Raw genomic sequence first — 14,653 nt, forward strand, 5'->3', positions numbered from 1 at the left:
TCGCCGCCGGTCGTGAACGGTCCGTGGCTTCGGAGCCAACGCGCGATGAAGATTGGACTGGATGAGTTATCGTTTCGTGATCTAGCTGTCCGGGCCCAGGCGGGTGACGAAGCTGAGCCGGTCACCGCGGAACAGCGACCGCACCCGCTCGAACGGCGTGCCGTCCGGTTCCCAGGACACGCGGTGCAGCAACAGCATCGGCAGGCCGGGCGGGGTGCCGACCAGCAGCGCCTCCCGCGGGGTGGCGAGCACGGTCTCCACGCGTTCCTCCGCGCCGGCGAAGACGACGCCGAGTTCGTCCCGCAGGCACGCGTACAGCGAGCCGGCCGGCTCGAAGACGTCCAGCAGGTCCGGGAAGCGGGCCGAGACCAGGAACGTGGACTCCAGGCCGACGCGTTCCCCGTCGGCGAGCAGCACCCGTTCCAGGTGGACGACCTCCGCGCCCGGCTCGATGTGCAGCTCGCGGGCCAGGTTCTCGTCCGCGGGCAGGTGTTCCAGCGTGATCAGCGCGCGGCCGGGGTCGACGCCCTGCTGTCGCAGGCCTTCGGTGTAGCTGACCAGGGCGAGGCGTTGCACCAGCTTGGGGCCCGCGACGAAGGTGCCGCTGCCCTGGCGGCGGCGCAACCTGCCGTCCAGCACCAGATCGGCGACGGCCTGCCGCACGCTGGCGCGCGAGACGTCGTACCGTTCGGACAGTTCGCGCTCGGTGGGGAGCGCGGCGCCTTCGCCCAGCTCGGCGATCAGCTCGAGCAGCCGGACCTTGAGCGCGTAGTACCGCGGGACGCGGCCGTGCTCCGGGATGCCCGCACGCACGGGCCGATCGGCGGACGCGGGCTCACCTGACACGGAACGCGAGCATACGGCAGCGTTGTGGCGGGCACCCGTGCCGCGTGCTGCGGCATACCGAGAGGTGCGGCCTGGCCACCCGCCACGACAAGCTTGCCTTCGACCGAGGCGCGCTGGTGATCAGTGCCGCACCAGTAGCCGGCTCATCAGCGGCAGGTGGTCCGACGCCGCCGGGTTCCCGTCGAGCACCCGCGTCACCAGCGGCGACACCGAGCGCGACGCGTAGACGTAGTCGATCCGCCGGTCCGGCGCCTCCGCCGGGTAGGTCGCCCCGCCGCCCTTGCCGGACACCGGCCAGGCGTCGGTGAAAGCCGCGTTCAGCGTGGCGATCTCCGGGGCCTCCGGGAGCGCGTTCAGATCACCCACGAGCACCGCCGGGGCGGTGTCGCCGATCAGGTCCGCGATCTGCCGCGTCTGCTCCAGGCGGTCGGTCTGCGCGCTGGCCGCCAGGTGCGTGTCGTACACGTGCACCGTCACCCCGCGCACGTCCACCACCGCGTGCAGCAGCCCGCGCTGCTCCTGGCCCGGCGAACGGAACAGGTACGTGTTCTCCCACGCGGTGATCGGGTAGCGGGACAGGATCGCGGTGCCGTACTGGATCCGCGGGCTGCCCGCGGCCGGCGGATCGCGGTCGATGTTCGCGCCGAAGACCACGTGGTAGCCGAGCATCCGGGCCAGCTCGCTCGCCTGGTCGGCCCAGTCGCTGCGCGCCGAGTAGTGCCGGTCCACCTCCTGCAGCCCGACCACGTCGGCGCCGCTGTCCCGGATCACCCCGGCCACGCGCGCGAGGTCGAGCACGTCGTCGGTGCCCTGCGCGTGGTGGATGTTGAAACTCAGCACGGACAGCACCCGCTGCCGCGGCTCGCTCGCGTTCGCGGGCAGCGCCGCCGCCAGGACTGCCGTCAGCATCAGCACGATCGTCACGATTCTGCGCACCCGGCGATCTTCGACCGGGCACATGAGGACGCGGTGAACGAGCGGCGAACGTTTCAGCGCTGGCCGGCGTCGGGTGCCGTAGGACTTCCCGAACCGAGCCACCCCGCCGTCCAGCCGGCCGACCTGGTCCTGGCTGTCGCGTTCCCGTCCGAAGTGGACCCGGCCGGGGTCGGTGGTGATCGGGACGACGCTGCGGCTCACCGAAACCCGCGGCTCGCGGAGGTGGCCGTGCCGCGCCCACTCCGCGCGGAAGATCGCGGTCTGCTCGGCCTGCAGCTCGTCGAACGGCACCCCGGTGTCCTCGGTGAGCAGCGTCGAACTCATCAGGTTCAGTCCCTGCCCGGCGGCCAGTTCGCGGGAGGTTCCTGCCGCGGCACGGAACTCCCGCGGCTGAGTACGACTCGCGCGCGTGAACGTGGAACTCGCGCGCGCGAGCGGGGGACTCGCGGCGCAGAGCGGGGGACTCGCGGCGCAGAGCGTGGGACTCGCGGCGCCGAACGTGGGACTCGCGGCGCCGAACGTGGGACTCGCGCCACCGAGCGGGGGACTCGCGCCACGGAGCGGGGGACTCGCGGCGCCGAGTGTGGGACTCGCGTCCCCACCCATCTCCGCCCGGTCCGGCCAGGGCTGATGCAGCCTCCGAAACCCCGGTGTTGACACCTCGCCAAGCGGGTGTCACTATTCCCGGCAGCCCCTTGGAATCGTTTCCACCACGGAGCGTAACGAACTGGAAACGTTTCCAAGGCAACGGACGACGACGGAGCGACAATGACGTCTACACGGGCCACGCTGCTGCAGGTGGCCGAACGAGCCGGGGTGTCCCTGGCCTCGACCTCCCGTGCCCTGCACGGCACCGGCGCGAGCCCGGCCATGATCGAGCGCGTCCGGGCCGCCGCGGAGGAGCTGGGCTACAGCCCGGACGCCATCGGCCGGTCGCTGCGGATGAAGAAGACCTTCCAGATCGCCTTCGCGGTCGCCGACATCGGCAACCCGGTCTACGTCGAGATGATGCGGGCCATCCACGAGGTCCTCGCCCCGCACGGGTACCGCGTCGTGGTCATGACCACCGGCGACACCTCCACCTCGACCACCGACCTGGTCCGCAGCCTGAACAGCGGCTTCGTCGACGGCATGGTCATCAGCCCGCTGCGCACCGACGACCGCCTGATCGAGGCGATCCAGCAGGCCGCCGTCCCGGTCGTGGTCATCGGCCGCGCCCTGGACGCCCACGGCATCAGCTCGGTCTCCACCGACTCCGCGGGCGGCATCGGCCAGGCGGTCCGCCACCTGCAGGACCTGGGCCGCCGCCGGATCGGCTTCCTCAACGGCCCCCTCGACACCACCCCCGGCCAAGCCCGCCAGCGCGGCTTCCAGGAAGCCATCCGGGCCGACAGCCCCACCGAGATCGCCGAGGACTTCACCGTCGCCGCCGGCCTCACCGCCGCGCGCCGCCTCCTCACGAACGCCCCGGAACGCCTCGACGCCATCGTCGCGGCCAACGACCTGCTCGCCATCGGCGCCATCCACGCCATCCGCGAACTCGGGCTGTCCGTTCCCGGCGACATCGCGGTGACCGGCATGGACGACACCGAGATCGGCCGCGTCTTCCACCCGACCCTGACCAGCGTCTCGCTCGGCAGCACCGAGCGCGGCCGCGCCGCCGCGCAGCTCATGCTCCGCCTCGCCGACGACGACGGCCAGGACGCGCAGCAGGTCACGGTCGGCCCGGAGCTGATCGTGCGTGGTTCCACCGTTCCCGCCGCCGGCGGGCTCACCGAGGGAGGCCGGCGATGACCCTGGCCGCGGACACCCGCGCCCCCGCACCAGCCCCGGCGCCCCGCAAGCGCGGCAAGGGCACGATGGCCCGCTCCCGCCGCCGCGAGGCGATCGCGCTGGTGATGCCGTCGCTGATCCCGATCCTCGTGCTCAGCGTCGCGCCCCTGGTGATGGGCCTGGCCCTGGCGTTCACCGACGCCCGCCTGGTGCGCGACCCGGACTACGACTTCACCGGCATCGACAACTTCACCAAGCTCGCCGGCAACGCGTTCTTCTGGGACAGCCTGCGCATCGGTCTCATTTGGACCGTCGGCGTCACCCTGCTGCAGCTGGCCGCGTCGATGGGCCTGGCGCTGCTGCTCAACTCCGGACTGAAACTGCAGGGCCTGACCCGCGTCCTCGCGCTCATCCCGTGGGCCATGCCGCCGGTCGTCGTCGCGATCATGTGGCAGATGATCTACTCGGCCAACGGCGGCCCGCTCAACGCCTTCCTCGGCAGCGTCGGCCTGCCCGCCGACACCAACTGGCTCGGCGACTTCTCCACCGCCCTGCCCGCGGTGATCGTCGTCGGCGTGTGGGTCGGCATGCCGCAGACCACCGTCACGCTGCTGGCCGGCCTGCAGCAGATCCCCCAGGACCTGCACGAGGCCGCGGCGGTGGACGGCGCGGGCGCGTGGCGGCGGTTCACCGCGGTCACCTGGCCCAGCCTGCGGCCGATCGTCACCTCGATCACGTCGCTGAACTTCATCTGGAACTTCAACTCGTTCTCGCTGGTCTACGTCCTCACCGAGGGCGGGCCGGGCGGAAAGACGATGGTGCCGGTGCTCTTCATCTACCTCGAGGCGTTCAAGAACCGCAACATCGGCTACGCGGCGGCGATGGGCCTGGTGCTCGTGATCATCGTCGTGCTGCTGCTGGCGATCTACCTGCGGTCGCAGTTCCGCGACGACCGCGCCGAGCGGGGGCGGTGACGAGATGCGCGTCCTGCTCCGTCCCGCCCAGTACCTGGCGCTGGCGGCCTACATCCTGTTCCTCGGCTTCCCGCTGCTGTGGCTGATCTCGGCGTCGGTGAAGTCCTCCGGCGAGCTCAACTCGCTCTCCGTGAGCCTGCTGCCGCAGCAGTGGCACTGGGACAACTACTCCGACGCCCTGGACCGCCAGGGCCTGGTGCACTCGGCGGGCAACAGCCTGGTCGTGGCGCTGGTGTCCACCGCGCTGGTGATCCTCATCGCGCTGCCGGCGTCCTACGTGCTGGCCCGGCTCAAGGGCAAGATCCGCGCCGCCGGCGTCGGCTGGATCCTGGTGTCCCAGGTGTTCCCGGTGGTGCTGGTGATCCTGCCGCTGTTCCTGATCCTGCGCACCATCGGGCTGGCCGACAGCCTGGCCGGGCTGACGCTCGTGCACACCACCTACACGCTGCCGTTCGCGTTGTGGATGCTGCAGGGCTACGTCGCCGCCATCCCGGTCGACCTGGAGGAGGCCGGCGCGATGGACGGCGCCGGCCGGTGGACCGTGCTGCGCCGGATCGTCTTCCCGCTGCTGATGCCCGGCATCGTCGCCACGGCGATGTTCAGCTTCGTCTCCTCCTGGAACGAGTTCTTCTTCGCGCTGGTGCTGTTGCAGTCGCCGGAGAACTACACCCTGCCGATCACGCTGAACATGTTCATCGGCGGTGAGGGCAAGGTGTCCCTCGGACCGCTCGCCGCGGGCGCCGTGCTCGCCGCGATCCCCAGCATCGTCTTCTTCACCATCCTGCGCCGGAGGCTCACCAGCGGGCTGATGGCGGGGGCGGTGAAGGGATGAACCCTGAGAAAACGAAAGGTCGGTCAATGAAGTCTCGACGTGTGGTGGTGGCCGCGCTCGCGGCAGCCGCGAGCCTGCTGTTCACCGCGTGCTCCAGTGGCGGTGACAGCGCCGGCGGCCCGGTGACGCTGAAGTTCCAGTCCCTGTCCGACCAGCCCGCGGCCATCGCGGCGACGAACAAGATCGTCGACGACTGGAACAAGGCGCACCCCGACGTCAAGGTCGAGGTCGTGCAGGCCGGCTGGGACGGGGTCTACGACAAGCTGATCACCCAGTTCAACGCGGGCAGCGCGCCGGACGTCATCCACTACGAGGCGGCCGGGGTCGTCCCGTTCGCCAGGGACGGCTACCTCGCCGACCTCACGCCCTACCTGTCGGAGCAGAAGAAGACCGACATCCCCAAGGGCGTGCTGGACTCGGTGACCGTGGACAACCAGGTGATCGCCTACCCGACCGAGCTGCAGTCCTACGTGGTCTTCGCCAACCGCGCCCTGCTGCAGAAGGCCGGGGTCACCATCCCCACCGGCGACACGATGACCTGGGACCAGTTGCGCGAAATCGCCAGGGCGACCACCCGCGACGGCGCCTTCGGTCTCGGCTGGGGCCTGTCCAGCCCGACCGCCGCGATGGTCGCGCTCGCGCCCGGGTTCGGCGGCAAGTACTTCGACGGCACCGGCACCGACGCGAAGATCAGCGTCGGCCAGGGTGAGATGGCGCTGCCGCAGCTGGTGGACGCCATGGCCCACCAGGACAACTCGATCCTGCCGGTCACGCTGACCCAGTCCGGTTCCAAGGCGCTGGCGCCGTTCTACGCCGGGCAGACCGCGATGACGATCCAGGGTTCGTTCCAGGCCGCCAACATCGCCAAGGACGCGCCCGCCGGATTCGACTGGATCGTGCTGCCGCCGCTGGCCGGCCCCGCCGGTCCCGCGCAGGCCGCCAACCCGCAGACGCTGTCGGTGAACAAGGACTCCGCGCACGTCAAGGAGGCCGCCGAGTTCATCGAGTTCTTCACCAGCACCGAGAACCTGGCCGCGCTCAACGAGGCCGACGCGCTGATCCCGGCGACCACCTCGGCCCGCGAGGCGCTGACCACCAAGCTCGGCGCGCAGAACGGCTGGAAGGAGATCCTGTCCTCGGGCCAGTACCTCACCTCCGCGCCGTACCTGTTCGTCGACAAGTACGCGCAGTGGAAGGACACCGTCGCGACCCCGGCCTACCAGAAGTTCCTGGCCAAGCAGATCGACGCGGCCGGCCTGTCGAAGGAACTCACCGACGGCTGGAACAGCATCAACCGGTGACCGACCGGTCCTCGACCATCGAGAAGGGAAACGTGAAGCCGGTGACCTGGCTGGAAGACCGAGCGGTGGCGGTGCTCACCGGCGCGGCCGTGGGGGACGCGCTGGGTGGCGCCACCGAGGGGTGGACCCCGGAACAGATCGAGGAACGCCACGGCGGCCGGGTGACCGGCATCGTCGGTCCGTGGTTCCCGAACTGGCGGGACGCGCGCCCGATCGCGCCGTACCACAAGGGGGACGGGCACGTCACCGACGACACCCTGATGACCCGCGCGCTCGTCGAGGTGTACGCGAAGCGCCGCGCGCACCTCGACGCGTACGCGATGGCCGAGGACCTGGTGCCGCTGATGATCGGCGAGCCGCGGTGGGTTCCCGAGCTGGAGTCCACCGCGCTGCTGCTGCAGCGGGTGTTCCTGGCGGAGAAGTGGATCGTCGCCCGGCTCCACTACGGGCACGTCGACCCGCGGGAGGCCGGGGTCGGCAACGTGGTCAACTGCGGCGCGGCGATGTACGTGGCGCCGGTCGGGCTCGCCAACGCCGGGGACCCGCGCGGTGCCTACGCGGAGGCGATCGACCTGACCGGCGCCCACCAGTCCAGCTACGGCCGGGAGGCGGCGGGCGTGTTCGCGGCGATGGTCGCGGCGTCGGTCGCCCCCGGCGCCACGCTGGACGACGTCGTCGCGGCCGCGCTCGACGTGGCGCACGACGGCACCGCCGCCGCGCTGCGGGCGGTGGTGGACGCCTTCGACGGCTGGACTTCCGCGCCGTCGGACGACGAGGAGGAGCGGGAGCTGGCCCGGCTGATCCGGGACACGGTCGCGCCGTACGACTCGGTGGGGCCGGAGTACCGGCAGATGTCGATGGACGCGCGGCGCCCGTCGCGCACCAAGTCGATCGAAGAGCTGCCGGCCGCGCTCGGGTTCGTGCTCGGCCACCGCGGCGACTACCGCGGCGCGGTGCTGGGCGCGGTGAACTACGGCCGGGACGCCGACTCGATCGCCGTGATGGCCGGCGCGGTGTGCGCCGGTCTCGGCGGCACCGCGGCGGTGCCGGCGGAGTGGATCGACGCGATCGGCGAGGCGAGCCGCATGGACCTGCGGGAGACCGGCCGGCTGATGGCCTCGGCCGCGGCGGACATCCTGAAGGCCGACCGGGAACGCGCCCTGGCCCGGCTGTGGGCCCTGGACGAGCTCGACCAGGCGGGAGCCGGGTCGTGAGGCTGACCTGGGCCCAGCCCGAGGACCTGCTCGCGCACGAGCTGGTGCAGTCCGCTGTGGAGGGACGTGACGTCACCGCGATCCGCGACCGCTGGGTCGCGGCCGGTGGCGACCCGGTGCCCGCCGCCAGCGGAGCGGGGCCGAACCCGGCGCCGCCGGAACTGCGGGCCCTGGCGCGGAACCTGCTCGACGAGCTGGCCGCGCTGCCCACGCCACCGGCGCCGCACGAACCGGACGACTGGGACGCGATCGTCGCGGTGCTGCCGCCCGCGCCGGAGCTGCCCGGCGGCAGCGGGCGCGTGCTGGACGCGTGGACCGGCCGCGCCGCTGGCTGCCTGCTCGGCAAGCCGGTCGAGAAGATCCCCCGCGAGGGCATCGAGGAGATCCTGCGCGCCACCGGCCGCTGGCCGCTCGACCGGTGGTTCACCGCGGTGGGCCTGCCGGACGAGGTCGCGCGGCGGTGGCCGTGGAACCGCCGCTCCGCCCCGACCTCGCTGGAGGAGAACATCGACGGGATGCCGGAGGACGACGACCTCAACTACCCGATGCTCGCGCTCACGCTCCTGGAGCAGCGCGGCCGCGGGTTCACCACCGACGACGTCGCCCAGCTGTGGCTGGACAACCTGCCCGCCGGGCGGGTGTTCACGGCCGAGCGGGCCGCCTACCGCAACATCCTCGACGCCCGCCCGGTGCCCGAGATCGCCACGCACCACAACCCGTTCCGCGAGTGGATCGGCGCGCTCATCCGGACCGACGTGTTCGGCTGGGTCTCGCCCGGCGACGTGCGGGCCGCGGCCCGGCTGGCCTGGACCGACGCGCGCCTGAGCCACACCCGCAACGGCGTCTACGGCGCGATGTGGGCCGCCGCGCTCGCGTCGGCGTCGATGGTGTGCGACACCGTCGACGAGGTCCTCGACGCCGCGGAAACCGTGGTTCCGCCGGACAGCCGGCTGGCGCGGGCCGTCCGGTTCGGACGGTCGCTGGCCGGTCTGGGCACCAGCGCGGGACTGGACCGCCTGCACGCCGAATACGGTCACCTGCACTGGGTCCACGTCCTCAACAACGCCGCCGTGATCGCCTTCGCCCTCGCCGGGGGTGGCGGCGAGTTCGGGCCGAGCGTGTCCACCGCCGTCACCGCGGGCTGGGACACCGACTCCGCGGCCGCCACCGTCGGCGGGGTCGTCGGCGCCCTGCACGGCGTGCCCGAGCAGTGGGCGAAACCGCTGGACAACCGCATCGCGACGTCCCTGCCCGGCGGGGAGCGGCGCATCACCGACCTGGCGGCCCGCACGGCCGCCCTGACCGTGGAACGAGGTGCCGCATGACCGGGCAGGTCGTGGTCGTCGGCTCGGCCAACGTCGACCTCGTCGTCGACGTGCCACGCCATCCCGGCGGCGGGGAGACCATCCTCGGCGGCGACCTGCGCCGCACTCCCGGCGGCAAGGGCGCCAACCAGGCCGTCGCCGCCGCGCGCGCCGGGGGAGCGGAGACCACGTTCGCCGGCGCGCTGGGCACCGACGAGTCCGCGGAGCTGCTGCTGACCTCGTTGGAGCGGGCCGGGGTCCGGACCGATCTGGTGTCGCGTGTGGACGCTCCCACCGGCACCGCGCTGATCACCGTTTCGCCTGATGGCGAGAACGCGATCGTCGTCGCGCCGGGTGCCAACGCGCGCCTGGAGCTGACCGCCGCCCAGGTCGAGCGGATCGCGCACGCCGACGTCGTGCTGGCCCAGCTGGAGATCCCGCTCGGCACCGTCCGCGCGGCCGCCGCCGCGCGACGCCCCGGCGCCGTGATGGCCCTCAACGCCGCGCCGTCCCGGGACCTGCCCGCGGACCTCTGGGACGCGCTGGACCTGCTCGTCGTCAACGAGCACGAGGCCGCCGACCTCGCGCACACCGACGGCACCCCGGAGGACCTCGCCAAGGTGCTCCTGGAGCGCGTGCTCGCCGTCGTCATCACCCTCGGCGCCGACGGTTCCCTGGTCGCCGAACGCGACCGGCCCACCGTGCGGGTGCCGGGGATTCGCGTGGAGGCCGTCGACACGACCGGCGCCGGGGACACCTTCTGCGGTGTGCTCGCCGCCGGGCTGGCCCGCGGCCTGGCCCTGCCCGAGGCGGCCCGGCTCGCCGGTGTCGCGGCCGCGCTCGCGGTCACCCGGCCCGGCGCGCAGGACGCCGTCCCCACCGCCGCGGAGGTCGAGGAGAGCTCGCGATGACCTACACCTTCGACCCGCTCGTGCCGCGCCCGATCGACCGGCCCACCGACGTCCCGCTCGGCCCGCTCACCGAGGAGCAGCTGATCGCGCTGGACGAGGCGAAGATCTTCGCCGGCCCGCCGGACCCGGCCGACCGCCCAGCGTGGCGGGAACGGCTGCGCGAGTGGCGCGAGGACGCCCGCCGCCGACACGGCTACACCGGCGCCGCCTACGAGCGGCCGGGCGCGGCGTGGGCGGCGCGGTGCCGCACCGTCGCGCAGGTGTGGCTGTGGGACGAGCTGCTGTACGACTTCGAGCAGGGCCGGTTCACGCCCGAGCGGTTCCTCGCCGACGCGCGGGAGCGGTTCGCCGGGCTGGACGCGGTCGTGCTGTGGCACGCCTACCCGGTGATCGGCCTGGACGACCGCAACCAGTGGGACTTCTACCGCGACGTGCCCGGGCTGACCGATCTCGTGCGGCAGTTCCACGACGCCGGCCTGCACGTGTTCGTCGACTACAACCCGTGGGACGTCGGCACCCGCCGCGGCGGCGACGACCTCACCGAGCTGGCCTCTCTGGTCGCCGACCTCGGCGCGGACGGTGTCTTCCTGGACACCCTGAAGAAGGCCGAACCGGAGTTCGTCGAGGCCCTGGAGCGGGCCAGGCCGGGGATCGTGCTGGAGGGCGAGTCGAAGCTGCCGGTCGAGCGCATCGAGGACCACGCGTCGTCGTGGGCGCAGTTCTTCGCCGACTCGCCGGTGCCCGGTGTGCTGCGCGCGCACTGGTACGAGCGGCGGCACATGCAGCACCACGTCCGCCGCTGGCACCGCGACCACACCGAGGAGCTGCAGTCGGCGTGGCTCAACGGCGTCGGCGTGATGGTGTGGGAGGTCGTCTTCGGCGTGTGGGTCGGCTGGTCGCGCCGGGACGCGGCGACCGTGCGGCGCATGGTCACCGTCCAGCGCGCGGCCGAGGAGCTGCTGCTGCACGGGGAGTGGACGCCGCTGGCGGAACTGGCGCCCGGCGCCGAGGAAGCCGGGGTGTACGGCTCCCGCTGGGACCTCGGTGACCAGACACTGTGGACGGTCGTCAACCGGAGCGACCAGGACTACACCGGACCGGTCGCTCCCGGAATTCCGTTGCTGGGTCCGGGTGTGCCGGCGCGGGGGATCGCGGCGTTCCTGCGTTCGGGGACGGAACCGGCGTGGGTGAAGGACCTGCCGGACGTGCCGCACGACCCCGACGCCCGGTTCCCGCACCGCCTCGCCGTGCGCAAACAGCCGGCTCGCAGCAGCGGCACGCCCGCCCCGGACGCGGTGGTCGTGCCGGCCGGGCCGTACGTGCTGACCGTCCGCTACCGCGCTCGCGAAACCGGGATGTATCAGGGCGCGCCGTACGTCGGCGAGTGGAAGCCGCTGCCGCCCCGGCTGCACGACGCGCGGACCCTGCAACGGGACGGCGTGCTCGCCAACCCGGTGGCCGTCGCCGCGACCGAGGTGACCAACGCCGAGTTCACCGAGTTCCTGGAGCGGACCGGCTACCGGCCCGCGCAGCCGCACCGGTTCCTGGCCTGGAACACCGACCCGGACGCGCCGGTGACCCATGTGGATCTCGACGACGCCCGCGCGTACTGCGCGTGGCGCGGCGGGCGGCTGCCCACCGAGGACGAATGGCAGCTCGCGGGCGAGACCGGCCGGCTGCGCCGCGGCGAACCGGCCGTGTGGAACTGGACCGAGAGCGAGCACTCCGACGGCCGCACCCGGTTCGTGATGCTCAAGGGCGGCTGCGACTACCACGCGGAAGGCTCCGACTGGTACGTCGAAGGCGGCCGCCGCGACCCGGACTACAGCGTGAAGCTGCTCCTGCCCGGGCTCGGCCTGGCGCGCAGCGCGTCGGTCGGGTTCCGGTGCGCGTGGGACCTGCCGGAGGTGACCGCGTGACCGTCTCCCGCGACCCCGCCGCCGGGGCACTCGCTGGGTTGCGCGTCGTCGACGCCGCCACCCTCTTCGCCGGGCCGATGGCCGCCATGCACCTGGGCGACATGGGCGCCGAGGTGATCAAGGTCGAGCACCCGGGGCGACCGGATCCGGCACGCAACCACGGCGTCGCCAAGGACGGCGTCAACCTGTGGTGGAAGACGCTCGGCCGCAACAAGCGCACGATCACCGCCGACCTCGGCAAACCCGGCGGCCGCGAGGTGTTCCTGAAGCTGGCCGAGCGGTCGGACGTGATCATCGAGAACTTCCGGCCCGGCACGCTGGAGCGCTGGGACCTGGGCTACGACGAGCTGTCGGCGCGCAACCCGCGGCTGGTGCTCGCCCGCGTCACCGGGTTCGGGCAGATCGGGCCGTACCGGCGGCGGCCCGGGTTCGGCACGCTCGCCGAGGCGATGAGCGGGTTCGCGGCCGCCACCGGGGAACCGGACGGGCCGCCGACGCTGCCGCCGTTCGGGCTCGCCGACGGCATCGCCTCGCTCGCCACCGCCTACGCGATCATGGTGGCGCTCTCGGCGCGGGAACGGACCGGGCGCGGGCAGGTGGTCGACACCGCGATCGTCGAGCCGATCCTGGCGATGCTCGGGCCGCAGATCACGCGGTGGGACCAGCTGCGTTCGGTGCAGCCGCGCACCGGCAACCGGTCGGTGAACAACGCGCCGCGCAACACCTACCGCACCGGCGACGGGCAGTGGGTCGCGGTGTCCACGTCGGCGCAGTCGATCGCCGAGCGCGTGATGCGGCTGGTGGGACGGCCGGACCTGATCGACGAGCCGTGGTTCGCCAGCGGCGCCGAGCGCGCGAAGCACGCCGACGAGCTGGACGAGGCGGTGGGCGCGTGGATCGGGCGGCACACGCGCGACGAGGTGATCGCCGAGTTCGAGGCGGCGCAGGCCGCGGTGGCGCCGATCTACGACGCCGCGGACATCGTCGAGGACCCGCAGTTCCGCGCGCTGGGCACCATCCACGAGATCGAGGATCCGGAGCTGGGGCCGACGCTGATGCAGGGGCCGATCTTCCGGCTGTCCGGCCACGACGGGGTCGTCGCGCACACCGGGCGGGCGCACGGCGCCGACACCGACGAGGTGCTGGGGGAGCTGGGTTTCCCGGCGGACGAGGTGGCGCGGATGCGTGCGGAGGGGGCGGTATGAGCGCGCCGGCGTTGACCCTGCTGTACGTGCCCGCCGACCGGCCGGACCGGGTGGCGAAGGCGCTGGATTCGGCCGCGGACGTCGTGCTCGTCGACCTGGAGGACGCCGTCGCGCCGTCGCGCAAGGACGAGGCGCGGGCCCACGCCGTGCGGTTGCTGTCGGAGCCGCTCGGGCGGCGGGTGCAGGTGCGGATCAACCACGCGAGCACCCCCTGGCACGCGGCGGACCTGGCGGCACTGGCGGGCCTGCCGGCCGAGGTGGGCGCGCGGATCCCGAAGGTCGAGTCACCGGAGGAGATCCGCGCGCTGGCCGGCGCGTTGCCCGGTCGCGAGCTGCACCCGCTCATCGAATCCGCGCTCGGCGTCGAGCGGGCGCTGGAGATCGCGACGGCGTCGCCGCAGGTCGCCTCGATCGGCCTCGGCGAGGCTGATCTGCGGTCCGACCTGGGCGTGACCGACGAGGCGGGGCTGGCCTGGGCGCGCAGCCGGGTCGTGGTCGCCGCACGGGCGGCGCGCCTGGTCCCACCGGTCATGTCGGCGTACACCAACGTGCGCGACCTCGACGGGCTGGCGGCGTCCTGCCGGGCCGGGCGGGCGCTGGGATTCCGCGGCCGGACGGCCATCCACCCGGCCCAGCTGGACACGATCCGGGCCGCGTTCCTGCCCAGCGCCCAGGAAGTCTCCCGGGCCCGCGAGGTGCTGTCCCGTTTGGACGACGCCACCGCGGCCGGCGTGGGAGCGATCGCCCTGACCGACGGCACGTTCCTGGACGTCGCGATGCTGGAACAGGCCCGCACTGTGCTCGCGCTGGCGGGGGAACGGCCGGACGTCACGGCCTGATCCCCGGGTTTTCCGGGCACGGAGGAGCATCGAGGTCACCTCGACCGGGGCGTATCAGCAACGCATCCAGACGCACCTCCGTGCCTGACGCCATTGGCTCGAGCAGCTGGGACGGCTGTGACCGACCCGGCCACGGCTGCGCTGCCCGGCTGGGCACTGGAGCCGTGGCTGGGGGTGGTCTGCGTGCGCGGCGGTGGCCGCTGGGCTGTTCGCGCCGCGGCCGGGCGGCTGGGCTGGACGCTGGGGCTGGGCCGTCCGCGCGGATGAGCCCGCCCGGCCGTGGCCGGGCGGGCTGAGAAGCCTGCCGCCGAAACCGGCAGCGGCGTCTCGATCGCACCTGCTTCAACGGCCGATCACCTCCGCTCAGCTCTGCCCGGCCCCGCCGCCCTGCGTCGCCGCTTCACGACGGCGCAGGGCGGTTTCGTGGCGTGGCCGTGCCGTCCGCGGCGGTCCCGGGCCGCTTCGTGGCGCGGCCGTGCTCTCCCGCGGCGGTGCTGCGCCGCCCGACGGTGGTGCCGGGCCGCTTGGCTGGGCGGTGGTGGCTTCTCGCTCATACCCGGCCAGCCACCCGCCGCCGGGACACTCGCCGCCAGCAGCCC

Annotated in this window: 13 protein-coding genes; 11 read left to right on the forward strand and 2 right to left on the reverse strand. The window is 73.0% G+C overall.

Annotated features, from left to right (window positions below; translation table 11 throughout):
• Nucleotides 1-81 precede the first annotated feature (81 nt).
• Together L1857_RS14060 and L1857_RS14065 are read right to left on the reverse strand one after the other, a co-directional pair.
• Nucleotides 82-846, reverse strand: a complete 765-nt coding sequence (locus tag L1857_RS14060) for a GntR family transcriptional regulator (protein ID WP_094005152.1) — start codon at nt 844-846, stop codon at nt 82-84.
• Nucleotides 847-966: 120 nt separating this feature from the next.
• Complete coding sequence (locus tag L1857_RS14065; RefSeq protein ID WP_240323060.1) at nt 967-2,106, reverse strand: endonuclease/exonuclease/phosphatase family protein; 1,140 nt, start codon at nt 2,104-2,106, stop codon at nt 967-969.
• Between the two features lie 444 nt (nt 2,107-2,550).
• Here L1857_RS14065 and L1857_RS14070 point away from each other — a divergent pair, with 444 nt between their 5' ends.
• From L1857_RS14070 to L1857_RS14120, 11 genes are all read left to right on the forward strand, one after another.
• The gene (locus L1857_RS14070; RefSeq protein WP_094005150.1) at nt 2,551-3,576 is read left to right on the forward strand and encodes a LacI family DNA-binding transcriptional regulator; all 1,026 of its coding nucleotides are present in this window, start codon (nt 2,551-2,553) and stop codon (nt 3,574-3,576) included.
• Nucleotides 3,573-4,529 carry a carbohydrate ABC transporter permease gene (locus L1857_RS14075; protein ID WP_094005149.1) on the forward strand — a complete coding sequence of 319 codons (957 nt, stop codon included), beginning with the start codon at nt 3,573-3,575 and terminating at the stop codon, nt 4,527-4,529. The genes L1857_RS14070 and L1857_RS14075 overlap by 4 nt, the downstream gene beginning before the upstream one ends.
• 4 nt (nt 4,530-4,533) lie before the next feature.
• On the forward strand, nt 4,534-5,361 hold the full coding sequence (locus L1857_RS14080) for a carbohydrate ABC transporter permease (protein ID WP_094005148.1): 828 nt from the start codon (nt 4,534-4,536) through the stop codon (nt 5,359-5,361).
• Between the two features lie 26 nt (nt 5,362-5,387).
• Entirely contained in the window at nt 5,388-6,662 is a 1,275-nt protein-coding gene (locus tag L1857_RS14085) for an ABC transporter substrate-binding protein (protein ID WP_167481446.1), read from the forward strand.
• A complete protein-coding gene (locus L1857_RS14090; protein ID WP_240323059.1) occupies nt 6,659-7,876 on the forward strand; it encodes an ADP-ribosylglycohydrolase family protein in 1,218 nt (405 codons plus the stop codon). Before L1857_RS14085 ends, L1857_RS14090 begins: the two co-directional genes overlap by 4 nt.
• Nucleotides 7,873-9,201: an ADP-ribosylglycohydrolase family protein gene (locus tag L1857_RS14095; protein ID WP_249465278.1), complete on the forward strand. Its 1,329-nt coding sequence runs from the start codon at nt 7,873-7,875 to the stop codon at nt 9,199-9,201. The genes L1857_RS14090 and L1857_RS14095 overlap by 4 nt, the downstream gene beginning before the upstream one ends.
• On the forward strand, nt 9,198-10,091 hold the full coding sequence (locus L1857_RS14100; protein WP_116109576.1) for a ribokinase: 894 nt from the start codon (nt 9,198-9,200) through the stop codon (nt 10,089-10,091). Before L1857_RS14095 ends, L1857_RS14100 begins: the two co-directional genes overlap by 4 nt.
• On the forward strand, nt 10,088-12,010 hold the full coding sequence (locus tag L1857_RS14105; RefSeq protein ID WP_094005144.1) for an SUMF1/EgtB/PvdO family nonheme iron enzyme: 1,923 nt from the start codon (nt 10,088-10,090) through the stop codon (nt 12,008-12,010). Before L1857_RS14100 ends, L1857_RS14105 begins: the two co-directional genes overlap by 4 nt.
• Nucleotides 12,007-13,215: a CaiB/BaiF CoA transferase family protein gene (locus L1857_RS14110; RefSeq protein ID WP_116109574.1), complete on the forward strand. Its 1,209-nt coding sequence runs from the start codon at nt 12,007-12,009 to the stop codon at nt 13,213-13,215. Before L1857_RS14105 ends, L1857_RS14110 begins: the two co-directional genes overlap by 4 nt.
• On the forward strand, nt 13,212-14,054 hold the full coding sequence (locus tag L1857_RS14115; protein ID WP_116109573.1) for an HpcH/HpaI aldolase/citrate lyase family protein: 843 nt from the start codon (nt 13,212-13,214) through the stop codon (nt 14,052-14,054). The genes L1857_RS14110 and L1857_RS14115 overlap by 4 nt, the downstream gene beginning before the upstream one ends.
• A gap of 117 nt (nt 14,055-14,171) precedes the next feature.
• Nucleotides 14,172-14,321: a hypothetical protein gene (locus L1857_RS14120; RefSeq protein ID WP_162830962.1), complete on the forward strand. Its 150-nt coding sequence runs from the start codon at nt 14,172-14,174 to the stop codon at nt 14,319-14,321.
• Nucleotides 14,322-14,653 lie beyond the last annotated feature (332 nt).

The organism is Amycolatopsis thermalba (assembly GCF_023376025.1).
Taxonomy (GTDB): domain Bacteria; phylum Actinomycetota; class Actinomycetes; order Mycobacteriales; family Pseudonocardiaceae; genus Amycolatopsis_E; species Amycolatopsis_E thermalba.

Coding starts and splice junctions, on each gene's coding strand:
- L1857_RS14105 (WP_094005144.1), top strand. CDS start 10,088: ATGACCTACACCTTCGACCCGCTCGTGCCGCGCCCGATCGACCGGCCC.
- L1857_RS14100 (WP_116109576.1), top strand. CDS start 9,198: ATGACCGGGCAGGTCGTGGTCGTCGGCTCGGCCAACGTCGACCTCGTC.
- L1857_RS14115 (WP_116109573.1), top strand. CDS start 13,212: ATGAGCGCGCCGGCGTTGACCCTGCTGTACGTGCCCGCCGACCGGCCG.
- L1857_RS14075 (WP_094005149.1), top strand. CDS start 3,573: ATGACCCTGGCCGCGGACACCCGCGCCCCCGCACCAGCCCCGGCGCCC.
- L1857_RS14080 (WP_094005148.1), top strand. CDS start 4,534: ATGCGCGTCCTGCTCCGTCCCGCCCAGTACCTGGCGCTGGCGGCCTAC.
- L1857_RS14085 (WP_167481446.1), top strand. CDS start 5,388: ATGAAGTCTCGACGTGTGGTGGTGGCCGCGCTCGCGGCAGCCGCGAGC.
- L1857_RS14070 (WP_094005150.1), top strand. CDS start 2,551: ATGACGTCTACACGGGCCACGCTGCTGCAGGTGGCCGAACGAGCCGGG.
- L1857_RS14065 (WP_240323060.1), bottom strand. CDS start 2,106: ATGAGTTCGACGCTGCTCACCGAGGACACCGGGGTGCCGTTCGACGAG.